We start from the raw sequence: 25,802 nt of genomic DNA on the forward strand, positions 1-25,802 counted from the left end.
TGTGATTTTTAAGTGAGATTGATAAACTTATTTTAAGTACTTTGATGACCCAAAAGAGGTGGACGATGGATGTTAACGCAATTGCAAAAAAACATAATAAATGAGACAGAAGAATATGTCTACCAACTTTTAAAAGATGATGCTAGCGGTCATGATTGGTGGCATATTGACCGTGTTCGAAATCTAACTAAAAGTATAGCGCAAAAGGAAAAAGGAAATATTGATCTTTTTGTTTGTGAAATGGCAGCTCTCTTACATGACGTAGCAGACGGCAAGTTAAATAAGACAGAAGCTGAAGGAGAAAATAAGGTTAGAGTATGGCTTTCTAGATTTTCACTAATCGAACCAGAAATCGAACAGATAATGGGAATTATTCTTCATATGTCTTATAAGGGCGGAACAAATAAAGTGGTACTATCTTCTATAGAAGGACAAATTGTTCAAGACGCAGATCGATTGGATGCATTGGGCGCAATTGGAATTGCACGAACTATGGCTTACTCGGGCTCAAAAAATCGCTTAATCCATGATCCAGCGAAAAAACCACGAAATCAGCTTACAATTGAAGACTATCGTTCTGGAGAAGATACAGCAATTATGCATTTTTATGAAAAATTATTAAAATTAAAAAATAAGATGAATACGAGTATTGGAAAAGAAATGGCTAAAAAAAGACATGCTTACATGGAAGCATACTTAGAAGAGTTTTACGCTGAGTGGGATGGTAAAAAATAAGCTATACGTTGAAAATCAATGGGATTTGAAATAAAAGTATAGGAGGTTTGTTATGGGTGATATGAAAAGTCTAATTTTAAGAGAAGCAACGGTAAGCGATAATTTTATAATAGAAGACTATACAATAGAAGAAACACCATATACAGTGAAACCTATGGATGGTATGACAGAAAGTTTACATGAAAGTGAAAAACATCCGATTCTAGTGTTAGAAGGGAATAAAATGGTGGCTTTTTTTATCCTTCAAACTGGAGACACTATTCTAAATTACGTTTCAAATCCTCATGCGATTTTATTAAAAGCCCATTCGGTTGATAAGCAGTATCTAAAACAAGGATATGGAAAAGCTTCATTAGAAAAACTACCTAGGTTTATTAACGAACATTTTCCTTCTATTACTGAAATTATTTTGTTGATTGATTACGATAACATTAGTGGACAAATGATGTATATAAAATCTGGATTTAAAGATACTAGAAATAAAGTGAAAGAGTTGGATGGCTATAAATTTGTTTACTCAAAAAAACTGACAAATGAAATGAGTTCGAATTAGGGTAAAAGATCTTATAAATGCTTCATTGACAACTCCTAACAATCATCGTAAAATAGATATTGTAAGAAAAAATTAAATGAACAACCATCACAAAGGGGTGCTGTAAAAAGCTGAGACTGAATCAAGTGATTCTAACCCTTGGAACCTGTTCGTTAGTACGAGCGTAGGGATTGTGACGGGGACGAAATGTTATTTATAATGATAATTCGAGCTCCTCCTTTGATGTGTGGCACTGTTCAGCACAATAGGAGGAGTTTTTTTTTGAGAAATGATCGATTACGAGTTTGGATAGAAGGTACAATATTTGCGGCTTTAGCGATTGTATTGTCCCTGATTCCAACAAATATTGGGACAGGTTTTACTATTTCTTTAGGTATGATTCCATTGACCTTGTTTGCATTTAGACGTGGTTTTGCGGCAGGAACTGCAGCAGGTTTTCTTTGGGGGATACTTCATTTTTTAATAGGAAATGCTAGCATCTTACATCCATTACAAGGATTTATAGAATATTTTGTTGCTTTTGCATTTGTTGGTTTTGCGGGTGTAGTTAGGAAACCTTTACAACTTGCTTTTAAAGAAAATAATCAATTCAAGCAATATCAATTTATTTTAATTGGAACGATTATTGGTACAGTGGCCCGTTTCTTTTGGCACTTTATTGCAGGTTATTATTTCTGGGGAAGCTATGCTCCAAAAGGTATGAATCCCATTTGGTACTCGTTTATTGCGAATGGTGGTAGTGCTTTAGCAACGGGAATAGCTACTAGTGTAGTATTATTCATCATGGCCAAAACGACGCCAACTTTATTTTTACCAAAAAAATAAAGGTTGCTTTACTTTAGTAAGTCTATAGATAAAGAGAGTGGATAATTATTCCAGTCTCTTTTTTTTGATATTTTTTTATACAGATAGTTTCTAGTAGCTAAAAGAAAACGGAAGTAGTAAGATTAGACAATAATAAGGTGGAGAGGAATAATTGAATGAACATTATAATATACATAATTTTAGGGCTCTACTTTCTAAATGTTTTACTTTCTATCATAACAGTATTTCGTGAAAAACGTGATATTGCAGCTACTTGGGCTTGGTTACTTGTGCTTATTCTTTTACCAGGTATAGGTTTTATTTTTTATTTATTTATCGGGAAAAAATTGACCCGTGAAAAAATATTTGATATTAATTCGCAAGAAAATATAGGGATGCCAGAGCTTGTGCAAGCCCAGAAAGAAATGCTAGCTGATGATGAAGAATTATTATCTGGAAAACAAGCTACTGAAAATGCAAAAGAAATGGCTAGTTTGTTTTTAGAAAGTGATGAATCTATTTTAACAAAAGGAAACAAGATTGAGTTATTTACTGATGGAGCAAAAAAATTTGATTCATTAATTGAAGATATTTCTAAAGCAGAACACCATATTCATATGGTTTATTACATTATTCATAATGATAAAATTGGAAAACGAGTTCTTGAAGCATTAGAAGAACGCGCAGCTGCAGGAGTAGAAGTTCTTGTCATCTATGATGCATTAGGATCTAGATCTTTAAGACCCAAATTTTTTAAAAACTTGAAAAAATTAGGTGGAAAAGCTGAACCATTTTTTGGATCTAAGCTACCAATTATTAATCTACGGTTTAACTATCGGAATCACCGTAAAATTGTAATAATTGACGGAAAAATTGGTTATACCGGTGGTTTCAATGTAGGTGACGAATACTTAGGCGAATATAAGAAATTTGGCTACTGGAGAGATACTCACTTGAAGATCCAAGGAAATGCAGTGTTAGCTTTACAAACTCGCTTTTTGATGGACTGGAATGCAGCTGTTTCAAAACATAAATTGGAATACGAAGAAAATTATTTTCCATTGATTGATAAAAAAGGACACACAAATGTTCAAGTGGTATCTAGTGGTCCTGATTCAGATCTTGAACAAATAAAAAAAGGCTACATCAAGATGATTAGTATGGCTAAAGAGTCAGTTTTCATACAAACACCGTATTTTGTTCCAGATGATTCAGTGTTAGAATCTATCCAAATTGCCGTTATGTCTGGGATTGACGTAAAAATTATGATACCGAATAAACCAGATCATCCCTTTATCTATCGTGCAACAATGTACTACGCAGAAGAGATGGTGGATGCTGGAGCAGAAGTGTACATCTATGATAATGGGTTTCTGCATGCAAAAACTGTTGTTGTTGATGGAGATATTTGTTCAATTGGTACAGCCAATTTTGATATCCGAAGCTTTAAATTAAATTTTGAAGTGAATGTCTTTATTTACGATGATAAAATTGCAAAGCAACAGCAACAATTGTTCTACGATGATATGAAAAAAAGTTATTTGTTAACTAAAGAAATCTTAGACAATCAATCTAAATGGTTAAAATTCAAACAAATTTTTTCACGGTTATTTTCTCCAATTTTATAAGCAATGAAAGAACAAGGTTGAAACAAGTTTTTTGTTTCAACCTTGTTCTTTTATGAGAGGGTTTTAATTAGAAGGCATCAAATTTGATAAGGTGAAGCTTCTTTGAGATAATAAATGGGAGTATGGTAAAAAAACGAAACTATATAAGAGGTGAATGTAGTGATAGAATTTAAAAATGTTTCCAAAGTCTACAAAGGTGGGAAAAAAGCTGTTGACAATATTAACCTCACATTTAATGATGGAGAGTTTATTGTATTTATTGGTACGAGTGGAAGTGGGAAAACAACTTCTATGCGTATGATCAATCGCATGATTGAACCAACATCAGGTCAGATTTTAATTAACGGGGAAGATATTATGAAGAAAGATCCTGTTCAGTTAAGACGTAAAATTGGCTATGTTATCCAACAAATTGGCTTAATGCCACATATGACTATATATGACAATATCGTAATGGTTCCTAAATTATTAAAATGGTCCGAAGATAAGCAGAGAGAATCTGCAGAACGATTGTTGGAGAAGGTAGATTTACCAAAAGAATTTTTGTCACGTTACCCAGCTGAACTTTCTGGTGGACAACAACAAAGAATTGGAGTTATTCGTGCTTTAGCTGCTGATCAAGATGTGATATTGATGGACGAACCATTTGGGGCATTAGACCCTATTACTAGAGATGCCTTACAAGAATTAGTTAAAGAGTTGCAAGTGGAATTGGGAAAAACTTTTATTTTTGTTACTCATGATATGGATGAAGCTTTAAAATTAGCTGATCGCATTGTTATCATGCAAAAAGGACGTGTAGTGCAATTTGATACGCCAGACAATATATTAGCTGAACCGGCTAATCAATTTGTTGAAGACTTTATCGGTGAAGACCGCTTAATTCAAGCTAGACCAAATATTCAAACAGTAGATCAAGTTATGATAAAAAATCCGATTTCAGTAACTCCTGGAAAATCTATTTCAGAAGCTATACGTTTAATGAGAGACAAACGTGTGGATTCGTTATTTGTTACGGATGATTCAGGTGTGTTAAAAGGGTATGTAGATATCGAGAAAATTGACCGTAACCGCAAACGTGCTACAAGTGTTGGAGATATTATGATAGACAAAGTTTATTTTGTTCGAGAAGGTACACTTTTAAGAGACACTGTTCAAAGAATTCTAAAGCGTGGCTTTAAAAATATTCCAGTTGTGGATAATAAAGGCCGTTTAATTGGTCTTGTTACTCGTGCTTCGTTAGTAGATGTGGTCTACGATACAATATGGGGTGAAGAACAAGAAGAAGAGCTGACATCCAGCAGTGTTTTTGAAACAACCATTCCTAAAGAAAGTAATGAATAGAGGAGGAAAAGACTATGGCTGAATTTTTTGCAACAAATGGCTCTGATTTACTCCTGAAAACATGGGAACATTTTTATATCTCAGCAATTGCATTGGCATTAGGTGTTATTGTAGCTGTCCCTTTGGGAGTTTTATTAACACGATTTGAGAAAAGTGCTAAATTTATTATTGGTTTAGCTACTATTTTACAAACAGTTCCTTCATTAGCGTTACTAGCTTTAATGATTCCTTTATTTGGAATTGGCAAGGTCCCTGCGATTGTGGCATTATTTATCTATTCTTTGTTGCCTATTTTGAGAAATACTTATATAGGAATGAATGGAGTAGATGTTAACTTAAGAGATGCAGGAAAAGGAATGGGAATGACAAGCGTACAATTGATTCGTAATGTGGAGTTGCCTCAGGCTGCACCAGTTATTATGGCGGGAATTCGATTGTCCGGTGTTTACGTTATATCATGGGCTGCTTTAGCTTCATACATTGGAGCAGGTGGATTAGGTGATTTTATCTTTAACGGATTAAATCTTTTTATTCCTAGTTTGATTATTGGTGGGACTATACCTGTGACTATTCTTGCATTGTTAACAGATTATGCACTAGGAAAACTAGAGAAAAAAGTAACGCCTAGAGTTATACAAGGTATTGAATAGGAGGGCTTCAACTATGAAGAAAATTCAAAAAATTGCTGCCCTTTTTTTAGCAGCACTATTATTAAGCAGTTGTTCGTTGCCTGGTCTAGGCAGCGGGTTTAATGAAGAAGGTATCACCATCACAGGTGGTTCAACTACAGAGCAACAAATTGTTGGCTATATTGTTGAAGGCATGGTTGAGCATTACATTGATATAGATGCTCAAATTGTTAATAATCTGGGTTCATCTTCTCTAAATCATCAAGCATTGATTGGTGGAGATGCGAACGTTGCGGCAATAAAATATACTGGAACTTCGTTAACGGGTGAGTTAGGGCAAGATCCGATTACGGATCCTGAGGTAGCCTTGGATTTAGTTGTAGAGGGATTTGCAGCTGAGTTTGATCAAAAATGGTTTCCAACATATGGATTTGCTAATACGTATGCCTTTATGGTGACACAAGAACTGGCAGATCAATATGACTTAGTTACGATTAGTGATTTAGAGGACATTGCTGGCGAACTTAATGCAGGAGTGGATACCTCTTGGATCCAACGTGTAGGAGATGGTTATGATGCGTTTCTAGACACTTATGGTTTTGATTTTAACCGTGTATATCCTATGCAAATCGGTTTAGTTTATAATGCATTACAAGCTGGTGAAATGGATGTTGTACTGGGCTATTCGACAGATGGTCGTATTAAAAGTTATGACTTAGTGGTATTGGAAGATGACAAACGACTATTCCCACCGTATGACGCAAGTCCGGTTGCAACTTTTGAAGTTTTAGAAGCTTATCCTGAATTGAATGAAGTATTAACGAAGTTGAAAAATACAATATCGGATGAAAAAATGCAAGAATTAAACTATATTTCAGACAATAATTTAATTGAACCTAAAGTTGTAGCAGATAATTTCTTGAAAGAAAATAATTACTTTGAATCAGTTGAAGTAAACGAAGAAGGAGACGAACAGTAATGATGGCAGACATGAATTTATGGGAACAATTACTTTATTACTTCTCAGAAAATGGCCTTTACATTTGGAGTCAATTTTTTCGTCACTTCTTAATTTCAATTTATGGGGTGTTATTTGCAGCAATTGTAGGGATCCCTCTTGGTTTTTGGATTTCCCGACATGGAAAGTTAGCTGATTGGGTTATAGGAGCCGCTAATGTGATCCAAACGATTCCTTCTTTAGCTATGTTGTCTATTTTAATGTTAGGATTGGGACTAGGTGTGAATACCGTTGTTTCTACAGTATTTTTGTACTCTCTATTGCCGATTATTAAAAATACTTACGCTGGAGTTCAAAGCGTAGACAAAAATATTTTAGATTCTGGTAAAGGAATGGGCATGACAAGATGGCAACTGACTTATATGATTGAACTTCCATTGGCTTTATCGATTATTATGGCAGGAATTCGTAATGCTATGGTAGTGGGTATTGGAGTAACTGCAATCGGAACCTTTATAGGAGCCGGTGGTTTAGGGGATATCATCACTAGAGGAGTAAACGTGACCGATGGTGGAGCCATTATCCTTGCGGGTGCTATTCCTACTGCTTTTATGGCAATCATTAGTGACTTACTCTTAGGGTGGATTGAGAAGAAATTAGATCCAACAAAAGGAAAAAATTATTATCGTAATAATCAAACATGGATAAAATCAATTTAAAATAAAAAGCTCTCCTTTTGAGCGAATTAGATAGCTGTATATCTAATCGTTATTGGGAGAGCTTTTTAGTATTATTCTAATAGTGAAAAAAGTAAGTATAAATCATTTTAAGGTAAACGGATATGTCTTATATCACTTGGATGAATAAGATAAGTCATATGAAGAAGAGTATTTTCTAAAATGATTTGTGGTCTTTTAAAAGGCGTGTATCTAATAAAACCAGTAACTTCAGTTAGGCTAGATTGATTTTTTAGTTGGTTGATTTGTAAAATTATTTTTTTCTTTTTAGTAAAAGCTTGATTTAAGAAAAGAATGATTTGTGCTTCAGGCATTTGAGGGAAAAATTCTAGTTCACTAGTCGTAGTAGGCAAAAAGAATTTTTTTTGTAGAAAGGCAAAGGGATGAACTGGTTCTTCTAAAGTATTTTTTTTCATCTTTATTCCTCCGAACGTTTGTTTGATAATTTTATTATACGAACAAACGTTCAACAAAGCAAGCTGTTTAATTATTTTTTTAAAGTTTCTATTTTTCTGAAAAAATGGCATAATGAAACAAGTATGTATAGAGTTCTGAAAAAGGGGTTTTAACAATGGATTATAAAATTATTGCAGATTCATGCTGCGATTTGCCATTAGATTTTATAAAAAATAATGATATTGAAATTATAAATTTAATGATTAATATGGATGGAAAAGATTATCTAGATGATATGGGAGAAACTTTTGACCGTGATGCCTTCTTTGAAGCTTTAAAGAATGGCGCAATGGCAACTAGTTCTCAAGTTAATATTGGAACATTTTTAGAAGTATTTAAAAAATATGTTGAAAAAGGACAACCTGTTCTATTTTTAGGACTGTCTTCTGCATTAAGTGGTTCTTACAATAATGCTGTAACAGCTGTAGAGATGTTGAAAGAAGAATATGACCAAGTAAATATAACGATTGTAGACTCTAAAGCTGCTTGCCTTGGAGAAGGTCTTTTAGTATTTGAGGCGGTAAATCGAAAAAAAGAAGGCAAATCATTAGAAGAAGTAGTGAATTGGTTAGAAGAATATAAAATGAAACTTCATTCATGGGTAACTGTTGATGATATCAGACATCTTGAACGTAGCGGGAGAATATCTTCCGTTTCTGCAACACTTGGAAGTGTTCTAAATGTTAAACCGATTATCGTAATGAATGAAAAAGGTGGTTTAGTGCCCTCTGCTAAAGTACGTGGAAGAAAGAAATCATTACACTATTTAATTAATAAAACAGTTGAGGGTATGATAGATCCCGAAAATCAAACGGTTTTTATTGGTCATGTCGGTGTTCCCGAAGAGGCTGAATGGATCAAAAAAGAAATCGAATCAAAAATTAAGGTGAAAGATATACAAGTTCATCCTTATGGTCCTACTATTGCAGCTCATACAGGATTTGGATCGGTTGCTTTATTTTCTTTTGGAGACGTAAGAAAATAAAGGTTACTTTTTGATAAGAGAACGCTTAATAAATGAGAAAAAGGGTCGATATACTTTATAGAAGTAGTTGTTACTTTTTTCTTCATCTATTAAGTAGTTTATTAAGTTTTCTTCATCTTAGAAAGCCGTTACAAATCGTTACTGATTAAGGTTTTATGTTTTGACAACAAGAAAACGTTATGGTAAATTATAAGTAGTTAAATTAAAAATAATGGTTGGGGCAGTTGCTTTCAAGGATATTTTCTTCAAGGGGTGAGAAGAAGAGTTCTTAAGTGATGCCTTTTTTTGTATTTTAAGGGGGTGTAGAAATGAGTCTGGAAGCAGTTGAATATGTAAAAGAAGCAGAAGAAAGAGCCCGCCAAGTTGAAGTTAATGGAGAAAAAAAAATTCAAGAAATTAATCAATCCATTAAACAAAGAATTCAAGAAAGCAATCAAAATATGCAACAAGAGTTACATGATTATGAGATTAAGCAACAAGATATGTATCGTGATCGTTTAGCAAAAGAAAAGCAAACAGTTGATCAAGAATTGTCTATTGAAATAAAAGCAATGCTTAAATCAGTAGAAGATAAGCAAAACAGTGTTGTTGATCATATTGTAAAGGAGGTAAGCACTCACTATGGCAATAGCTAAAATGAAACAAATGACACTTTTAGGTGAACAAGAAAATAAAGATTCTTTATTAAGAGCAGTTCAAGAATTGCAAAAACTTGAACTGTTTGAATTGTCTACTTTAGAAGAATCAGAATTTCTTGATTATTATTCAACAAATACAAAACCTCAGAAACGTGTTGAATATGAAGAGAAACTAAAAGAAAGTCAAGCTGCTTTAAGCTTTTTGAACCACCATATTTCTCAGCCAGGTATGATTGAAAAGCTGAGAAAGGGTCGTGAAGAGTATACTCTCGAAGAACTTGAAAAGCATGTTCTTTATTCCGATTTAGACCAAGTAATCGTTGAACTAGGAGACATTGAAAAAAGGCTAGTTGAACTTGATCAGAGTAAAAAAAATCTCGGAGAAAAAGAAGACTTTCTTCGGAAATGGCAGAATATGGATTTTAATCCTAATGATTTAAAATCATTTCAATTGATGTCTGGAACAGTTGGAAGTATAGCTTCTAACAATGTAGAAAGTTTCGAAGAAAATGTTGAATCGATAGAAAATAGCTATTTAGAAAAAATATTTCATTACAAAGATGAAGCTTCTTATCTGATTTTGATTCCATCAAAATTGAACTCTCTATTGGACGAAGTTTTTGACCAATTCCAATTATCAAAACTTGTTTATCCATATAATCTGAAACCCAACGATGAGTTGAAGATAACGCTTAAAGAAATTGAAGACCTACAAAAAGAAGAAAATAAATTAAAAAATGCAATAAAGACATTTAAAGAAAAAACAAGAGAATTACAGTTAGGTGAGGAATATTACTATAATCTAGTTGAAAGAGAAATTGGAAAAGACCTTTTATTAAATGGTAGGGATCTTTTTATTTTAACTGGTTGGCTTGAAGAGGAAAAAATTTCGGAATTAACGATTCTGTTAGATGAACATGTTGGAAAAGAAAGTTATGTCGTTATTGCAGATGAAATTAAATTTAAGGACTACGATAAAGTTCCAGTTGTTCTAAAGAACCATAAACTGGTTAAACCTTTTGAAAGTATTACAGAAATGTATAGTATGCCTAAGTACGATGATGTAGACCCTACGCCATTAATGATGCCTTTTTACTTTGTCTTTTTTGGAATGATGAGTGCGGATTTAGGATATGGAGTATTGCTCTGGTTAGCGACTTTAGTTGGATCTAAAGTGTTCAAGTTTGATAAGGGAATGAAAAACTTTATCCAACTCTTTCACTATTTGTCTTATTCAGTCATAATTTGGGGAATTATTTATGGAAGTTTCTTTGGGTATACTCTCCCATTCCAGTTGTTGTCTATTACAAATGATGTCATCACCATATTGATTTTATCTGTAGTATTTGGATTTATCCAATTGATTTATGGATTGATTTTAAATGGGGGTATAAAATGGCGTAAACAGCAAAGAGCATCTAGTTATATTGACGGAACGGCTTGGGCTCTTATCTTAATAGGTATAGCTGTTATAGTAGTTAATATGACTTTTTGGAATAATGATCTTGTTCAAACCATTTCTTTGGTTGTCATCATTGCGAACGTCATTGGAATTATATTGGTGACTATGTTGGCGTCTGATAATAAAGCTTTAGGGTTCGGATTAGGACTTTACAATATTTATGGCGCAACAAATTATGTTGGAGATATAGTCAGTTATACCCGTTTAATGGCTTTAGGAGTTTCCGGTGGGAGTATTGCAGTGGCCTTTAATTCGATTGTAGATATTTTTCCACCAGTAATGAAGTTTACGATTGGTGCCTTACTATTTATTGTCTTACATGCATTAAATATTTTCTTGACCTACTTAAGTGCTTATATTCATACAATAAGACTTCAGTATGTTGAATTTTTCGGTAAATTTTATGAAGGTGGAGGACAATCATTAAATCCTTTTAAAACCTTCGAAAAACATATTTATTTAAAAAATAGAACTAACAAATAAAAAAAGAATTTAAATGGAGGAATTTTATAATGGAAACTTTTACAAGTTATTTAATTGAAAACGGCGGAATAGTATTTGCAGCTTTAGGTATAGCTTTTGCTACATTCTTTGCAGGAACAGGTTCTGCTAAAGGGGTCGGAATTGCAGGGGAAGCAGCTGCTGCATTAACTACAGAACAACCTGAAAAATTTGGACAATCATTAATCTTAATGTTATTACCGGGAACTCAAGGTTTGTACGGTTTCGTTATCGCATTTTTAATTTTCTTGAATACTGGTTTAGATACAAGTTTAGCTGAAGGTATGTATATGTTTATGGCTTCTCTACCAATTGCATTTACTGGATTAACTTCTGGTGTTGCACAAGGACGTGTTGCTGCTGCCGGTATCCAAATTTTAGCTAAAAGACCAGAGCATGCTACTAAAGGGATTGTATACGCAGCGATGGTTGAAACTTATGCGATTTTAGGATTTGTTATTTCATTCTTAATGATATTTAACGCTTAATCAAAACTAGTCCATTTATAGTGAAAAAAGAAAGAATGGAGGCGTGAGAATGTCAGACTTAAAACTATTAACAGATCGTTTGATAGAAAACAAGAAATCTGAAGTACAAGATAAAATAAACGAAGCCGAAGCTGAGAAAGAACAGTTGCTTGCGGAGTCTGCTGAAAATTTAGCTGAAGAAAAAGCGAAACAAATCATTTTAATTGATTCACGTTTGGCAAGAAAATTCGAACAAGATAAACATACATTACAGATCAACAAGCGAAATCAATTGCTTTCTGAAAAGCAAAAAGTATTAACAATCGTTTTTAATGAGGCTGAAAAGCAAATGAATCAATGGACAGATTCAGAATTTCAACAGTTTTTATTAGCTGTTTTAAAACAACATAAAGATAGTGAATCTATCGAATTAATTGTAGGACAAGAGTCAGTCAACAAAGTATCAAACGACTGGATCGATAAAGTAGCTAAAGAAGTAGTGAATGTTCAATTGTCTACAAAAACTATTTCTAAAAAGAATGGATTTATTCTTAAAAAGAGCGGAATACAATACAATTATTTGTTTGATGAATTGGTCAAAGATATCAAAGGTCAACTTGTTTCATCAGTTTCAAAACAATTATTTGATTAAAAAGGAGAGGAAAAAATGAAATCAACAGACTTTGTTGGCGCAAATACACGTATTCGTGTATATGAAAGTAGTCTCCTTAGAAATGATCAATATGAACGGATGTTACAAGCAAGTAATTTTGAAGAAGCGGTAAACGTTTTAAAAGATACTCCTTATCGAAATGATGTTGAAGATTTAAAGGAGACTAAGAATTACGATACGCTATTGATGAATGAGTTGCAATCTGTCTATACTGATTTATTTAAAATCACTCCTAATCATGATTTAATTGAACTATTTTCATTGCGCTACTCTTATCATAATTTGAAAGTTTTGTTAAAAGAAAAGGGTACTAAAAAGGATTTTGATTCATTGCTTATAAATATCGGTAAGGATTCTATATCAGCATTGAGACAGGCCGTTGATACAAAAAAATCCAGTGATTTAGATCAAGACTATTTAATCAGTATATTAGAGGCATCTGAATCATATGAAGAATATAAAGATAGTCAAGCCGTAGATATTATTCTTGATCGTCGCTTCTTCACTCATTTAAGACACATTGCTGAAAAAATGAATGATACAAAAATTTTAGACTTAGTAACTTTTTATATTGATATGAACAATTTGTCTACTTTAACAAGAGCTATCCGTCAAAAAAGAACGCGTAATTTTTTAACAACTATCCTATCTAGCTCTGGGACAATACCTAAAGATCAACTCGTTCAAATTGGGGCAGATAATTTAGTCAATGCAGGTAAAAAACTTGCAGAATCTAAATACAAAAACATTATACTGGCGTCAATTAATGATGAAACAAAAGAGTTATCCCCAGAAAAAATAGATTTAGAAACAGATAATGCTTTTATCAATCGTATAAAAGATGCTAAACTTGAAGTTTTTGGACCATTACCGATTGTCGCGTATCTCTACGCTAAAGAGAATGAAGTGAAAAATTTAAGACTTATTCTAGTTGGTAAAGAAAATAATCTTCCAATTTCAGCTATCAGAGAAAGGATGCGAATAAACTATGGCTCATAAAATTGGTGTAGTAGGAGATAAAGATTCTATTTTGCCATTTAAAATGTTAGGTTTTGACGTTTTTTTCGCATCTGAGGCTAAAGAAGCTAGAAAAACGATTGATCGATTAGCAACAGAAAATTATGGCATTATCTATTTAACGGAACCATTAGGCAAATTGATTCCGGATACCATAAAACGATACGATGAAGAGATTTCACCGGCTATTATATTGATTCCTAATCATATGGGATCATTAGATATCGGGAAAAATCGTATCCAAGAGAATGTTGAAAAAGCGGTTGGACAGAATATTTTATAGGAGGTTACAAGTTTGAAAACAGGGAAAATTGTTAGTGTTTCCGGTCCTTTAGTTACAGCTGAAGGGATGGAAGAAGCAAATATTCAAGATATTTGTAAAGTCGGAAAATTGGGCTTAATAGGCGAAATCATTGAAATGCGTGGAAATGTAGCTTCTATACAAGTATATGAAGAAACATCCATGATTGGACCTGGGGAACCAGTTGAAACGACAGGAGATGCGTTATCTGTTGAATTAGCGCCCGGAATGATTGCACAAATGTTTGACGGAATTCAACGTCCTTTAGATAAATTTATGGAAAAGACAGAAAGTAACTATTTAGTTAGAGGAGTAAGCATCGAACCGTTAGATCGTTCAAAAAAATGGGAATTTACACCTACCGTTACAGTTGGACAAAAAGTATCTACAGGAGACATCGTAGGTTCTGTTCCAGAAACTAAAGTTATTTCTCATAAAATCATGGTTCCACATGGTATTGAAGGAACGATAAAATCAATTGAACAAGGTCAATTTACTATTCATGATGCTATTTATAGTATCGAAACAGATGAAGGCGTAAAAGAATTTACCATGATGCAAAAATGGCCTGTTCGACAAGGTCGTCCAACTGCTAAAAAATTAAATCCAGTTGAACCAATGGTAACAGGTCAACGTGTTATTGATACACTATTTCCAGTTGCTAAGGGTGGATCAGCAGCTGTACCGGGTCCTTTTGGTGCCGGTAAAACAGTTGTGCAACACCAAATCGCTAAATGGGCTGATGTTGATTTAGTTGTTTATGTAGGTTGTGGTGAACGTGGAAATGAAATGACGGACGTAATCAATGAATTTCCAGAACTAATTGACCCTAATACGGGTGAATCTATCATGGAAAGAACTATTTTGATTGCCAATACTTCTAATATGCCTGTTGCGGCTCGTGAAGCTTCAATTTATACAGGAATCACGATTGCAGAGTATTTCCGTGACATGGGTTACAGTGTAGCTATCATGGCGGATTCGACTTCTCGTTGGGCAGAAGCTTTACGTGAAATGTCTGGTCGTTTAGAAGAAATGCCAGGGGATGAAGGTTATCCGGCATATCTAGGTAGTCGTATTGCAGAATATTATGAACGTGCAGGTAAAGTAATCACTTTAGGTTCAGAAGGTCGTGAAGGAAGTATAACAGCTATTGGAGCAGTATCCCCTCCAGGAGGAGATACATCTGAACCAGTAACACAAAATACATTACGAGTAGTAAAAGTATTCTGGAGTTTAGATAATTTATTAGCTCAAAAGCGTCATTTTCCATCTATCGATTGGCTAACGTCTTATTCGTTATATTCTAATGAATTGAATGAATATATTGGAAATATTTTAGGTAAAGATTGGTCAGGCATGGTTACAAGAACAAAATTACTTCTGCAAGACGAATCTGAATTGGAAGAAATTGTTCGACTAGTTGGGGTAGAATCTTTATCAGAAAAAGACCGATTGAAATTAGAAACAGCTAAAATGATTCGTGAAGATTTTCTGCAACAAAATGCTTTTGATGATGTAGATACTTATACATCAAGAGAAAAACAATATGAAATGTTAGCTACTATCTTGAGTTTTGAAGATGAAGCACGAGCTGGTATGGAACTTGGTGCTTACTTCGCTGAAATTAAAAAAGGCACGGCAGCTGCTCGTGAACAGATTGCTAAATCTAAATACTTCCCTGAAGATCAAATTGCTAAATTTGAAGTGTTAAGAAAAGACATCAAAGAGGCTATTCATGGAGTTGTTTCAGAAGGAGGTATGGAAACAAATGCTTAAAGAATATCGTACAATAAATGAAGTCGTGGGACCCTTGATGGCCGTTGAAGGCGTAGAAGGTGTTAAATTCGATGAGTTAGTTGAAATACAAATGCAAAATGGTGAAAAAAGACGTGGACAAGTTCTTGAAATTAATGGCGATAAAGCGATGGTCCAAATTTTTGAAGGATCAAGTGGAATCAACTTGCAAGATACTAAAGTTCGTTTTCTTGGAAGACCTTTATCGTTAGATGTTTCTGAAGATATGGTTGGACGTGTGTTTGATGGAATGGGACGCGTGAATGATGGTGGACCAGAGTTGATTCCTGAAAAAACGCTAGATATCAATGGTGAAGCAATCAACCCTATGGCACGTGACTATCCAGATGAGTTTATCCAAACGGGTATCTCTTCTATTGATCACTTGAATACATTGGTTCGTGGACAAAAGTTACCAGTATTTTCAGGTTCTGGTCTGCCACATAAAGAACTAGCTGCACAAATTGCTAGACAAGCGACTGTTAAAAATTCGGATGAGAAGTTTGCTGTTGTATTTGCAGCCATCGGGATTACTTTTGAAGAAGCTGAATTCTTTATGGAAGACTTCCGTAAAACAGGAGCTATCGACCGTTCGGTAATGTTTATCAATTTAGCTGATGATCCAGCTATTGAAAGAATTGCAACACCTAAAATGGCCTTAACTGCAGCTGAATATTTGGCTTATGAAAAAGATATGCATGTATTAGTTATCATGACCGATATGACAAACTACTGTGAAGCATTACGTGAAATTTCAGCAGCTAGACGTGAAGTTCCCGGTCGTCGTGGTTACCCAGGATACCTATATACAAACTTGGCAACTTTATATGAAAGAGCTGGTCGTCTAGTAGGAGGAAAAGGATCAGTTACGCAGATTCCTATCCTAACGATGCCGGAAGATGATAAAACACATCCAATTCCTGATTTAACTGGATATATCACGGAAGGTCAAATAATATTGTCACGTGATTTATACAATAGTGGTGTTCAACCTCCAATCGATGCATTGCAATCTCTTTCCCGTCTAAAAGACAAAGGAACTGGTGAGGGCAAAACGAGAAAAGATCATGCCGCTACAATGAATCAACTCTTTGCTGCCTATGCTCAAGGGAAACAAGCTAAAGAGTTAGCAGTTGTTTTAGGAGATTCTGCATTATCAGCAGAAGATAAAATGTTTGCAGAATTTGCAAATCGTTTTGAAAAAGAATATGTAAATCAAGGAAACTATACAAATCGTACAATTGATGAGACTCTGGATCTAGGATGGGAATTATTATCTATTCTGCCAAGAACTGAATTGAAACGAATTAAAGACGATATGTTAGACGAATACCTGCCGAAAGGGGAGTAAGTCTAAATGGTGAAATTAAATGTTAACCCTACAAGGATGGAACTAGCGACATTAAAAGGTAGACTAAGCACAGCAACCCGGGGACATAAATTATTAAAGGATAAGCAAGATGAACTGATGAGACAATTCATCTTACTTATTCGGAAAAATAATGATTTACGTACAGAAGTTGAAGCAAAGTTAACAAAAGCTATGCAGTCTTTCGTTATGGCAAAAGCGCTATTGAATGAAAAATTTATTGAAGAATTAGTGGCTATTCCACCTCGCAGTGTCAGCCTTGATTTGTATGAAAAAAATATTATGAGTGTTAAAGTACCCGTAATGAATTTTAATTACGATGATGACGACAATTCTAAAGAGTTGGTTTATGGTTATCTGAACTCCAATAGTGAGCTGGATACGTCAATTGAACAAATGGCTGACGTTATGACGCAACTGTTAGAGTTATCTGAAATAGAAAAAACTTGTCAATTGATGGCAAATGAAATAGAAAAAACGCGCCGCCGAGTAAATGCTCTTGAATATATGACAATTCCTCGTTATGAAGAAACCATCTACTTTATTCAAATGAAATTAGATGAGAGTGAACGAGCAGCAATTACGCGCTTAATGAAAGTTAAAGACATGGGTTAAGAAAGCAAACGTTAGATCAAGGATACAATTCTTGGTCTGGCGTTTATTTTTTGGTCTGAAAAATAGATTGGTATACTTGGAAAGTGGGGATTAGTACGTAAAAAAATACATTCTGCAAATAAAAAGCTATAAGAAAATGGCATTTTATGCTAAACTGGAGAATAAGTTATCTTTAACAGATAAAAATTAGAAGTAGCTAAAGATTGTTGAGGTGTTTATAAATGGATCAAAAATTTTCTTTTGAGATTGTTGAAGAATTAGCCGTACTTTCTGAAAACGCTAAAGGATGGCGCAAAGAATTAAATTTAGTTTGTTGGAACGGAAATCCTCCTAAATTTGATATTCGTGAGTGGAGTCCTGACCACGATAAGATGGGAAAAGGCCTTACATTCACAAATGAAGAAATGGATACTCTTAAACAGTTTTTAACTACTTAAACAAGTTGGAATTTGTTAGATTTTGATAATAGGCAACGAATAGTTGAACATTTTGATGATAGGAAGGATTTTGACATGACTGAACGTGGACTTTTAATTGTTCTTTCTGGACCATCTGGGGTAGGAAAAGGGACAGTAAGACAGGCAATATTTGAGAGCGGCGATAATGATTTTGATTATTCAATTTCAATGACAACTCGAAAGCAAAGAGCAGGAGAACGAGATGGAATAGATTACTTTTTCAGGACAAAAGAAGAATTTGAAGCTTTGATTGAAAGTGGAGGATTATTGGAATATGCTGAATATGTAGGAAACTATTATGGAACTCCTCTTGAATATGTTGAAAAAACGCTACAGAGCGGCAAAGACGTATTTTTAGAAATTGAAGTTCAAGGAGCTCTTCAAGTTCGTGAAAAAATGCCTGAAGGAATATTTATCTTTTTAACACCGCCAGATTTAAAAGAATTAAAATCACGTATTGTTGGTCGTGGAACAGATGAAATGGCTATAATTGAACAACGCATGACAAAAGCAATTGAAGAAATTGATTTAATGCGTTATTATGATTATGCGGTTGAAAACGATAAAGTTGAAAATGCTGTTAGAAAAGTCAAACAAATCATTGAAAGTGAACACTTAAAAGTTTCACGCGTTATACAGCGTTATAAAAAAATGATCAAGGAGTTGTAAAATCATGATGTTAGAACCATCTATTGATAGCTTATTAGAAAAAATTGAATCTAAATATTCTTTAGTTACATTAGCAAGTAAACGTGCACACGAACTGGATGAAGGTTCAATGCCGATGTTAGAAAACTATCGTTCACATAAAAATGTTGGACGTGCATTAGAAGAAATTAATAATGGCGATTTAGTTATTGATCCATTAACGGTTGGCCCAGAAGAATAAGACATACAACAAAAAGTGCTTCAAAGTAATGGTTTTCTTACTTTGAAGCACTTTTGTTTTGAAATGAACCCAATTAGAATGCGTTAATACTAAGAATTGTGGGATAGTTAAGACAAATGCTTTTATTTCTAGTAAAATAAGAAAGAGAAGCATCATTAATTTCAAGGTTTTGTCAGGAGGAATGCCAGTTGTTAAAAGGAAAAAAAGTTGTTGTATATGTTACCGGGGGTATTGCGGTTTATAAAGCTTGTGATTTGGTGAGACGTTTAATAAAAGCAGGAGCTACTGTTAGAGTAGCGATGACGGAATCTGCAACAGAATTTGTTACTCCTTTAACGTTTCAAATTTTGAGCAAGCACCATGTTTATACAGATACATTTGATGAACGCGAAGGCGACAAAGTCAGTCATATTCATTTTGCGGACTGGTCAGATTTAGCAGTGATTGCTCCGGCAACAGCCAACACGTTAGCGAAGATGGCACATGGCATTGGAGACAACTTTGTGACTACTGCATTATTGGCTACTACTGCACCTGTTTTTATTGTGCCAGCTATGAATGAGCATATGCTTGAAAATGCTGCAACGATAAGAAATTTTCAACTGTTAGAAAACGACGGGCATTTTATTATGGAACCAGATACAGGTTTTCTAGCTGAAGGATACGAAGGAAAAGGCCGTTTTCCTGAACCAGAAAAAATCGTTGAAACCATTCAAGAATTTTTAATCAAAAAAGAAACCCATTTACCGTTAAAAAATAAAAAAGTCGTCATAACAGCTGGTGGAACCAAAGAAAGAATTGACCCTGTTCGATATATTACAAATGATTCTTCAGGTAAAATGGGATACAGTTTAGCTAGTGCTGCTCGTGATCTAGGAGCAGAAGTTTGTTTGATTTCTACTTCCAAGACACTAAAGACACCTTATGGAGTGGATTTAGTGTCTGTAGAGACTGCTGAACAGATGCATCAAGCGGTAAATGCTGAGTTTAAAAAAGCGGCTATCGTTATTATGGCGGCAGCAGTGTCTGACTACCGTCCAGATCAGGTTGCAAATAAAAAGATTAAGAAAAGTGAACAAGAAATGACACTGACATTGGTAAGGAATACAGACATATTAGCTACTTTAGGTAGTCAGAAAAACGATCAATTTTTAATTGGTTTTGCTGCTGAAACGCACAATGTTGAAGAGTATGCTCAAGGGAAACTAAAAAAGAAAAATGCAGATATGATCGTAGCCAATGATGTATCCAAACCCTATGCAGGATTTAATAAAGATACAAATGAAGTAACTATTTTTATGACAAATGAACAGCCGATTGAATTAAAAGTAAATAGTAAGCAAGCGATAGCGGAAGAAATTTTAGCTGTTGCTCTTACTAAAATGAAAAAATAAAGGTGTGAGAATGAGTGGTTTCAATTGCTAAAGTAATTGTGGATGTTCCAACAATGCAGACGAACAAACCTTATGATTATCGTATTCCTACTGAATTCGAACAAGATATTGTTCAAGGAATGCGTGTGGCCGTTCCGTTTGGTCAAGGAACTAGGCAAGTCCAAGGCTTTGTTGTGGAGATTACTCACTCAACAGATTATGAAGGCGAGTTAAAACCCATTGTTGGTCTAATGGACTTAACAGCGGTTCTTGACGAAGAAATGCTGTTGTTGGGCAAAGAAATGGCACGCAAAACTTATGCTTTTCAAATAACGTGTTACCAAACAATGTTGCCAGCTATATTGAAAGCAAAATATGAAAAAAAAATTCGACTCATTGATGAAATTCCTGAAGACTTATTTTTTGAGCTATTTAAAGGGAAAAATGAGATCAAATGGGAAGAAGCGGAAGAAAGAGCTATCTTACCGCAGTTGATCGAATTGAAGAAAAAAGATGCTGTTGAAGTGATATATGAAGTTAAAAACCAAGCAAAAACAAAGAAAAAAAGAATGATTCGAGCGAATTTATCTTTTGAGCAATTTGAAGATGAAAAACTAACTTTAGGCAAACGCGGTCCAAAACAACACCTTCTTCTAGATGTATTGCAATCATTAATTGAGCAAACAATCAGTGTGAGTGAACTCACTAAAAATACGGAACTTACGGCATCGGATATTCGAACAGGTGAAAAAAAAGGCTGGTTAACTATTGAAGAAGTTGAAGTTTACCGTGATCCATTTAAAGATAAGACCTTTAAAAAAACCGTATCCTTTCAACTGAATGAAGGACAACAAAATGCTATTCAACCTATTTTGAAAGCTGTAACAGAAGAAAGAACGGAAGTATTCTTGCTAAAAGGGGTAACTGGAAGTGGGAAAACAGAAATCTATTTGCAGACCATTGCCCAGACACTTCAAAACAATAAAAGTGCTTTGATGCTCGTACCTGAGATAGCATTGACTCCTCAAATGGTGAATCATTTTAAAGGGCGCTTTGGAGAAGAAGTAGCCGTTTTGCACAGTGGGTTGTCTGTTGGTGAAAAATACGACGAATGGCGAAAAATTGAACGCGGTGAAGCTCGGGTTGTAGTAGGTGCTCGGTCATCAATTTTTGCACCGGTTAAAAATATCGGCGTGATTATTATTGATGAAGAGCACGAAGCTACGTATAAACAAGATGAAAACCCCAGGTATCATGCTAGGGATGTAGCAATATGGAGAGCAAATTACCATAACTGTCCTGTTATTTTAGGAAGTGCTACACCCTCATTAGAGTCGAGAGCCAGAGCGCAAAAAAACGTGTATACATTGTTGGAACTGCCAACACGAGTCAATCAAAAAGACTTACCTGATGTTGAAGTTGTCGATATGAGAGAAGAATTAAAAAACGCTAATCGTAGCAGTTTCTCAATTCTTTTACAAGAAAAGATACGAGACCGAATAGAAAAAAAAGAACAAATCGTTTTACTATTAAATAGACGTGGGTATTCTTCTTTCGTGATGTGTCGAGACTGCGGATTTGTCTTGCCTTGTCCGAATTGCGATATTTCATTAACCTTGCATATGGATACAAAAACAATGAAATGCCATTATTGTGGTCATGAAGAAAATATTCCACATACTTGTCCAAGTTGCAAAGGAAGTAAGATACGCTACTATGGTACTGGAACGCAAAAGATTGAAGAAGAATTAAGAGATGTTTTGCCAGAAGCAAAAGTGATCCGCATGGATGTGGATACGACGCGTAAAAAAGGGGCACATGAAAAGTTGTTAGCTTCTTTTGGAAATGGTGAAGCGGACATTTTATTGGGTACACAAATGATTGCAAAAGGTTTAGATTTCCCCAATATTACTTTGGTGGGTGTTTTGAATGCAGATACAGGATTAGGCTTACCTGATTTTAGAGCGAGTGAGCGGACATTCCAATTGTTAACACAAGTAAGTGGACGTGCTGGAAGAGCTGAATTAACAGGTGAAGTAATCGTTCAAACGTTTAATCCTGAACATTACGCGATTCAGCTAGCTAAAGAACATGATTACGATACATTCTATAAACAAGAAATGATGTTACGACATCGTGGGAATTATCCGCCTTATTTCTATACAATTTTGATTACAACTAGTCATGAAGAAGAAATAAAAGCTGCAAAGAAAATGCAACAAATCGTTCAACACATTAAGCCACAGTTGCAGCCGGAGACCATTATGTTAGGGCCAACACCAAAAGCAGTTGCTCGTATGAACAATCGCTATTATTACCAAACGATTATTAAGTACAAAAGCGAACCGCATTTAAAGGCTGTTTTGCAAACAATTTTAGTGGAATCTCAAAGAGAAATGGCTAAGGGTTTACAAATTGCTATTGACTCGGAGCCCATAAATTTTATCTAGCACTTAAGCTTTATGTTATTAAATAATTTAAAAGAAAGAGGGTCAATCATGTCCGTACTACCAATATTAACTTACCCAAATGCACTACTGACTACTCCTACAAAAGAAGTAGAGGAAATTACAGATGAAATCATCCAATTATTAGAAGATATGCATGATACCATGATTGCAAATGATGGTATTGGAATTGCGGCTCCACAAGTAAGCAGCAATCTTAGACTGGCTTTAGTAGAAATTGACGAAGAATCAGGATTGTTTGAAATGATCAATCCACAAATTGTACAATCAACAGGTGAAACTATTGATGTAGAAGGTTGTTTGAGTTTTCCAGAAGTATACGGGACAATAAAAAGAGCCGATACTATCGTGTTAAGATTTTATGACCGTAATGGAGATGAATTTGAAGTGGAAGCTGATGATTATCTTGCGCGTGCATTCCAGCATGAGTTGGAACACTTAGATGGCAAGTTATTTACAGATAAGATTATTCAAAAAATTAAACCCGAAGATTTAGAAAGTTATATGGAGGCGAATCTAGAATGATAAAAATCGTATTTATGGGAACTCCTGCTTTTTCAGTTCCAATTTTAGAAGCATTGATTGATTCGGAGTATGAAGTGATAGCAGTGGTCACTCAACCGGATAGACCGGTAGGAAGAAAGAAAATCTTGACGGCTTCACCTGTTAAGGCAGCTGCTGTTCAACACGGTTTGCCCGTTTTTCAACCAGAAAAAATTTCGGGTTCTCCTGAAATGGAGGCACTGATCGCTCTTGAACCAGACCTGATCATTACTGCAGCGTTTGGTCAATTTCTACCACAAAAATTATTATCTGTTCCTAAATATGGCGCGATCAATGTACATGCTTCTTTGTTGCCTAAGTATCGTGGTGGCGCTCCAGTCCACTATGCTCTTATGAAAGGCGAAAAAGAGACGGGTGTTTCTATTATGTATATGGAGAAAAAAATGGATGCAGGAGATATCCTCTCACAAAAAGCTTTAGAAATTACTCGGAATGACGATGTTGGAACGTTATTTGATCGTTTAAGTGCCTTAGGTAAAGACTTATTAATGGATACTTTGCCTAAGTTATTGGCTGGAGATATCATGCCAGTAAAGCAAAATGAAGAGGAAGTTACTTATTCGCCAAACATTAAACGTGAAGAAGAATTGGTGGATTGGACTAAAACAGCAGCCGAAGTCGATTATCAAGTTCGTGGCATGCGCCCTTGGCCAGTAGCGTATACTTTATTAGAAGGAAACAGACTGAAGTTATGGGATGTGACACCTACTGAAGAAAAAACAACAGCAGTTCCCGGAACCATTATACGGATTGAAAAAGAAGCGATCTATATAGCTTGTGGGGATCAGACAGTTGTAAAAATAAATGAAGTTCAACCAGCTGGTAAAAGTAAAATGACTGTCATGGCTTTTTTAAGTGGAGTAGGCAGCCAACTAAAAGTTGGAGAAAAGGTAGGGTCAAATGGAAACTAATCAAACACCTGAAAAAAGAAATGTTAAGAAAACAAGTCGTTATTTAGCGATGTCGATTTTGGAACGAACAGATAAAACGGGTTCGTATTCGAATTTGTTGATCAACGAAGCCATTCAAAAAAACAAACTAAGTGCAGCTGATGCGCGCTTGTTAACAGAATTGGTATATGGTGTTCTACAGCGTAAATTAACATTGGATTTTTATTTGTCTCCATTTTTAAATGAAGACAAAAAAATTGATATCTGGGTACGAAATCTACTAAGATTGTCAATTTATCAAATGATTTATTTAGATAAAATTCCGGTTCATGCTATTTTATTTGAAGCTGTTGAAGTAGCTAAGAAAAAAGGTCACGTTGGAATCAGTAAGTTTATAAATGGCGTTCTAAGAAATGCTGACCGTAATGGATTTCCTAGTGTTGAGAAGATCGCAGACCCAATTGAACGTTTAAGCATTGAGTTGAGCATGCCAAGATGGCTAGTAGAAAAATTCACTGCAGATATTGGATTAGAAGAAACTAAAAAATTAGGTGAGTCGTTACTTCGTCCGAGCCATTCAAGTGCACGAGTAAATGAGAAGTTTTTGACCGTTGAAGAAGCGTTAGAAGCTATGGAAGAAGAAGGATTTGATGTTCGTGAAAGCGTGATTTCTCCAGTGGGTATCGTCAGTGATGGCGGACACTTTGCTTCTTCACCACTGTTTCAATCTGGACAATTAACGATTCAAGATGAATCTTCTCAATTAGTTGCACCAGCTTTACAACTTGAACCACATCATCAAGTATTGGATGCTTGTGCTGCTCCAGGTGGTAAAACAACGCATATTGCTTCTTATTTATCCGCTGAAGAAGGCGGAAAAGTAACGGCACTTGACCTTCATGAACACAAAGTAGCTTTGATTACCGAAAATGCTAAAAGAATGCATGTAGAAGATGTAGTAACAGCAATGAAGCTAGATGCCAGAAATGTAGATCAAGAGTTCTCAGACGAGCAATTTGACCGTATATTAGTAGATGCACCGTGTTCTGGTCTAGGATTAATGAGACGTAAGCCTGATATCAAGTACACTAAAAAAGAAAAAGATTTATTGAATCTTCAAAAAATACAGCTGGGTATCTTAGAAAAAGTAGCCCCAAAACTAAAAGTAGGTGGACTTTTAGTTTACAGTACATGTACAATAGCAAATGAGGAAAATAAAGAAACAGTCGAGAACTTTTTAGCCGCACATGCTGATTTTGAAAAAGTTTCTGTTAGAACTGAAGAATCGCTATCAGGTTGCCTGAAAGATGGATTTCTTCAACTTTATCCACATGATTTTGGAACAGACGGCTTTTTTATTAGCTGCCTAAGAAAAATACAGAACTAAATTTAGTTAAAATCAACTAGTAAAAAAACAACTAAAAATTGAGAATGGAAGAACAAATCTTTGGATCTGAATTTTTCGACATAGTCCTGCTCACTATTATTTCA

The 25,802-nt window shown here is 34.8% G+C and carries 27 protein-coding genes, 1 riboswitch and 1 other annotated feature; of the genes, 26 read left to right on the forward strand and 1 reads right to left on the reverse strand.

Annotated features, from left to right (window positions below; all coding sequences use genetic code 11):
- Positions 1-69 precede the first annotated feature (69 nt).
- The 8 genes from CAR_RS04790 (at position 70) to CAR_RS04825 (ending at position 7,370) form a co-directional block, all read left to right on the forward strand.
- Positions 70-735, forward strand: a complete 666-nt coding sequence (locus CAR_RS04790; protein WP_013710585.1) for an HD domain-containing protein — start codon at positions 70-72, stop codon at positions 733-735.
- A gap of 52 nt (positions 736-787) precedes the next feature.
- Positions 788-1,288: a GNAT family N-acetyltransferase gene (locus CAR_RS04795; RefSeq protein WP_013710586.1), complete on the forward strand. Its 501-nt coding sequence runs from the start codon at positions 788-790 to the stop codon at positions 1,286-1,288.
- 83 nt (positions 1,289-1,371) lie between these two features.
- Positions 1,372-1,475: riboswitch (TPP riboswitch) on the forward strand.
- 74 nt (positions 1,476-1,549) lie between these two features.
- The gene (thiT, locus tag CAR_RS04800; protein ID WP_013710587.1) at positions 1,550-2,113 is read left to right on the forward strand and encodes an energy-coupled thiamine transporter ThiT; all 564 of its coding nucleotides are present in this window, start codon (positions 1,550-1,552) and stop codon (positions 2,111-2,113) included.
- A gap of 155 nt (positions 2,114-2,268) precedes the next feature.
- Positions 2,269-3,720: a cardiolipin synthase gene (gene cls / locus CAR_RS04805; protein ID WP_041556222.1), complete on the forward strand. Its 1,452-nt coding sequence runs from the start codon at positions 2,269-2,271 to the stop codon at positions 3,718-3,720.
- A gap of 159 nt (positions 3,721-3,879) precedes the next feature.
- Positions 3,880-5,064 carry a betaine/proline/choline family ABC transporter ATP-binding protein gene (locus CAR_RS04810; protein ID WP_041556224.1) on the forward strand — a complete coding sequence of 395 codons (1,185 nt, stop codon included), beginning with the start codon at positions 3,880-3,882 and terminating at the stop codon, positions 5,062-5,064.
- Between the two features lie 14 nt (positions 5,065-5,078).
- The gene (locus CAR_RS04815) at positions 5,079-5,714 is read left to right on the forward strand and encodes an ABC transporter permease (protein ID WP_013710590.1); all 636 of its coding nucleotides are present in this window, start codon (positions 5,079-5,081) and stop codon (positions 5,712-5,714) included.
- A gap of 13 nt (positions 5,715-5,727) precedes the next feature.
- Positions 5,728-6,672, forward strand: a complete 945-nt coding sequence (locus CAR_RS04820) for an osmoprotectant ABC transporter substrate-binding protein (protein ID WP_013710591.1) — start codon at positions 5,728-5,730, stop codon at positions 6,670-6,672.
- Between the two features lie 2 nt (positions 6,673-6,674).
- On the forward strand, positions 6,675-7,370 hold the full coding sequence (locus CAR_RS04825; protein WP_052303157.1) for an ABC transporter permease: 696 nt from the start codon (positions 6,675-6,677) through the stop codon (positions 7,368-7,370).
- Positions 7,371-7,477: 107 nt separating this feature from the next.
- Here CAR_RS04825 and CAR_RS04830 read toward each other — a convergent pair whose 3' ends face one another.
- Positions 7,478-7,804, reverse strand: a complete 327-nt coding sequence (locus CAR_RS04830; protein ID WP_041556226.1) for a hypothetical protein — start codon at positions 7,802-7,804, stop codon at positions 7,478-7,480.
- 155 nt (positions 7,805-7,959) lie between these two features.
- Here CAR_RS04830 and CAR_RS04835 point away from each other — a divergent pair, with 155 nt between their 5' ends.
- The 18 genes from CAR_RS04835 (at position 7,960) to rsmB (ending at position 25,698) form a co-directional block, all read left to right on the forward strand.
- Positions 7,960-8,829 carry a DegV family protein gene (locus tag CAR_RS04835; protein ID WP_013710594.1) on the forward strand — a complete coding sequence of 290 codons (870 nt, stop codon included), beginning with the start codon at positions 7,960-7,962 and terminating at the stop codon, positions 8,827-8,829.
- 213 nt (positions 8,830-9,042) lie between these two features.
- Positions 9,043-9,091 (forward strand) — a sequence feature (sodium ion sensor (DUF1646 type); this cis-regulatory element may regulate processes involved in with the transportation of sodium ions).
- Positions 9,092-9,137: 46 nt separating this feature from the next.
- Complete coding sequence (locus CAR_RS04840; RefSeq protein ID WP_013710595.1) at positions 9,138-9,464, forward strand: hypothetical protein; 327 nt, start codon at positions 9,138-9,140, stop codon at positions 9,462-9,464.
- Entirely contained in the window at positions 9,451-11,412 is a 1,962-nt protein-coding gene (locus CAR_RS04845) for a V-type ATP synthase subunit I (protein WP_013710596.1), read from the forward strand. The genes CAR_RS04840 and CAR_RS04845 overlap by 14 nt, the downstream gene beginning before the upstream one ends.
- 29 nt (positions 11,413-11,441) lie before the next feature.
- Positions 11,442-11,918, forward strand: a complete 477-nt coding sequence (locus tag CAR_RS04850; RefSeq protein ID WP_013710597.1) for a V-type ATP synthase subunit K — start codon at positions 11,442-11,444, stop codon at positions 11,916-11,918.
- A gap of 49 nt (positions 11,919-11,967) precedes the next feature.
- Positions 11,968-12,549, forward strand: a complete 582-nt coding sequence (locus CAR_RS04855; RefSeq protein WP_013710598.1) for a V-type ATP synthase subunit E — start codon at positions 11,968-11,970, stop codon at positions 12,547-12,549.
- A gap of 15 nt (positions 12,550-12,564) precedes the next feature.
- On the forward strand, positions 12,565-13,569 hold the full coding sequence (locus tag CAR_RS04860; protein WP_013710599.1) for a V-type ATP synthase subunit C: 1,005 nt from the start codon (positions 12,565-12,567) through the stop codon (positions 13,567-13,569).
- Positions 13,559-13,870, forward strand: coding sequence for a V-type ATP synthase subunit F (locus tag CAR_RS04865; protein WP_013710600.1), 312 nt, complete (start codon positions 13,559-13,561; stop codon positions 13,868-13,870). The genes CAR_RS04860 and CAR_RS04865 overlap by 11 nt, the downstream gene beginning before the upstream one ends.
- 12 nt (positions 13,871-13,882) lie before the next feature.
- Positions 13,883-15,667, forward strand: a complete 1,785-nt coding sequence (locus CAR_RS04870; RefSeq protein WP_013710601.1) for a V-type ATP synthase subunit A — start codon at positions 13,883-13,885, stop codon at positions 15,665-15,667.
- Positions 15,660-17,036 (forward strand): V-type ATP synthase subunit B, encoded by a 1,377-nt coding sequence (locus CAR_RS04875; RefSeq protein WP_041556227.1) that lies wholly within the window; start codon positions 15,660-15,662, stop codon positions 17,034-17,036. Before CAR_RS04870 ends, CAR_RS04875 begins: the two co-directional genes overlap by 8 nt.
- Before the next feature lie 6 nt (positions 17,037-17,042).
- Positions 17,043-17,669 carry a V-type ATP synthase subunit D gene (locus CAR_RS04880; protein ID WP_041556228.1) on the forward strand — a complete coding sequence of 209 codons (627 nt, stop codon included), beginning with the start codon at positions 17,043-17,045 and terminating at the stop codon, positions 17,667-17,669.
- A 221-nt stretch (positions 17,670-17,890) separates the two neighbouring features.
- A complete protein-coding gene (locus tag CAR_RS04885) occupies positions 17,891-18,106 on the forward strand; it encodes a YdbC family protein (RefSeq protein ID WP_013710604.1) in 216 nt (71 codons plus the stop codon).
- Positions 18,107-18,181: 75 nt separating this feature from the next.
- Positions 18,182-18,796: a guanylate kinase gene (gmk, locus tag CAR_RS04890; RefSeq protein ID WP_013710605.1), complete on the forward strand. Its 615-nt coding sequence runs from the start codon at positions 18,182-18,184 to the stop codon at positions 18,794-18,796.
- A gap of 4 nt (positions 18,797-18,800) precedes the next feature.
- Positions 18,801-19,016: a DNA-directed RNA polymerase subunit omega gene (gene rpoZ, locus CAR_RS04895; protein ID WP_041556230.1), complete on the forward strand. Its 216-nt coding sequence runs from the start codon at positions 18,801-18,803 to the stop codon at positions 19,014-19,016.
- 188 nt (positions 19,017-19,204) lie between these two features.
- On the forward strand, positions 19,205-20,410 hold the full coding sequence (coaBC, locus tag CAR_RS04900) for a bifunctional phosphopantothenoylcysteine decarboxylase/phosphopantothenate--cysteine ligase CoaBC (protein ID WP_013710607.1): 1,206 nt from the start codon (positions 19,205-19,207) through the stop codon (positions 20,408-20,410).
- 14 nt (positions 20,411-20,424) lie between these two features.
- Positions 20,425-22,839, forward strand: coding sequence for a primosomal protein N' (priA, locus tag CAR_RS04905; RefSeq protein ID WP_013710608.1), 2,415 nt, complete (start codon positions 20,425-20,427; stop codon positions 22,837-22,839).
- Positions 22,840-22,887: 48 nt separating this feature from the next.
- Positions 22,888-23,382, forward strand: a complete 495-nt coding sequence (gene def, locus CAR_RS04910) for a peptide deformylase (protein ID WP_041556232.1) — start codon at positions 22,888-22,890, stop codon at positions 23,380-23,382.
- Positions 23,379-24,332, forward strand: coding sequence for a methionyl-tRNA formyltransferase (gene fmt, locus CAR_RS04915; protein WP_013710610.1), 954 nt, complete (start codon positions 23,379-23,381; stop codon positions 24,330-24,332). The genes def and fmt overlap by 4 nt, the downstream gene beginning before the upstream one ends.
- Positions 24,322-25,698, forward strand: coding sequence for a 16S rRNA (cytosine(967)-C(5))-methyltransferase RsmB (gene rsmB, locus CAR_RS04920; protein ID WP_013710611.1), 1,377 nt, complete (start codon positions 24,322-24,324; stop codon positions 25,696-25,698). The genes fmt and rsmB overlap by 11 nt, the downstream gene beginning before the upstream one ends.
- The last annotated feature ends 104 nt before the right edge of the window (positions 25,699-25,802 follow it).

Origin of the sequence: Carnobacterium sp. 17-4 (assembly GCF_000195575.1) — a bacterium.
In the GTDB taxonomy this organism is placed as follows: Bacteria; Bacillota; Bacilli; order Lactobacillales; family Carnobacteriaceae; genus Carnobacterium_B.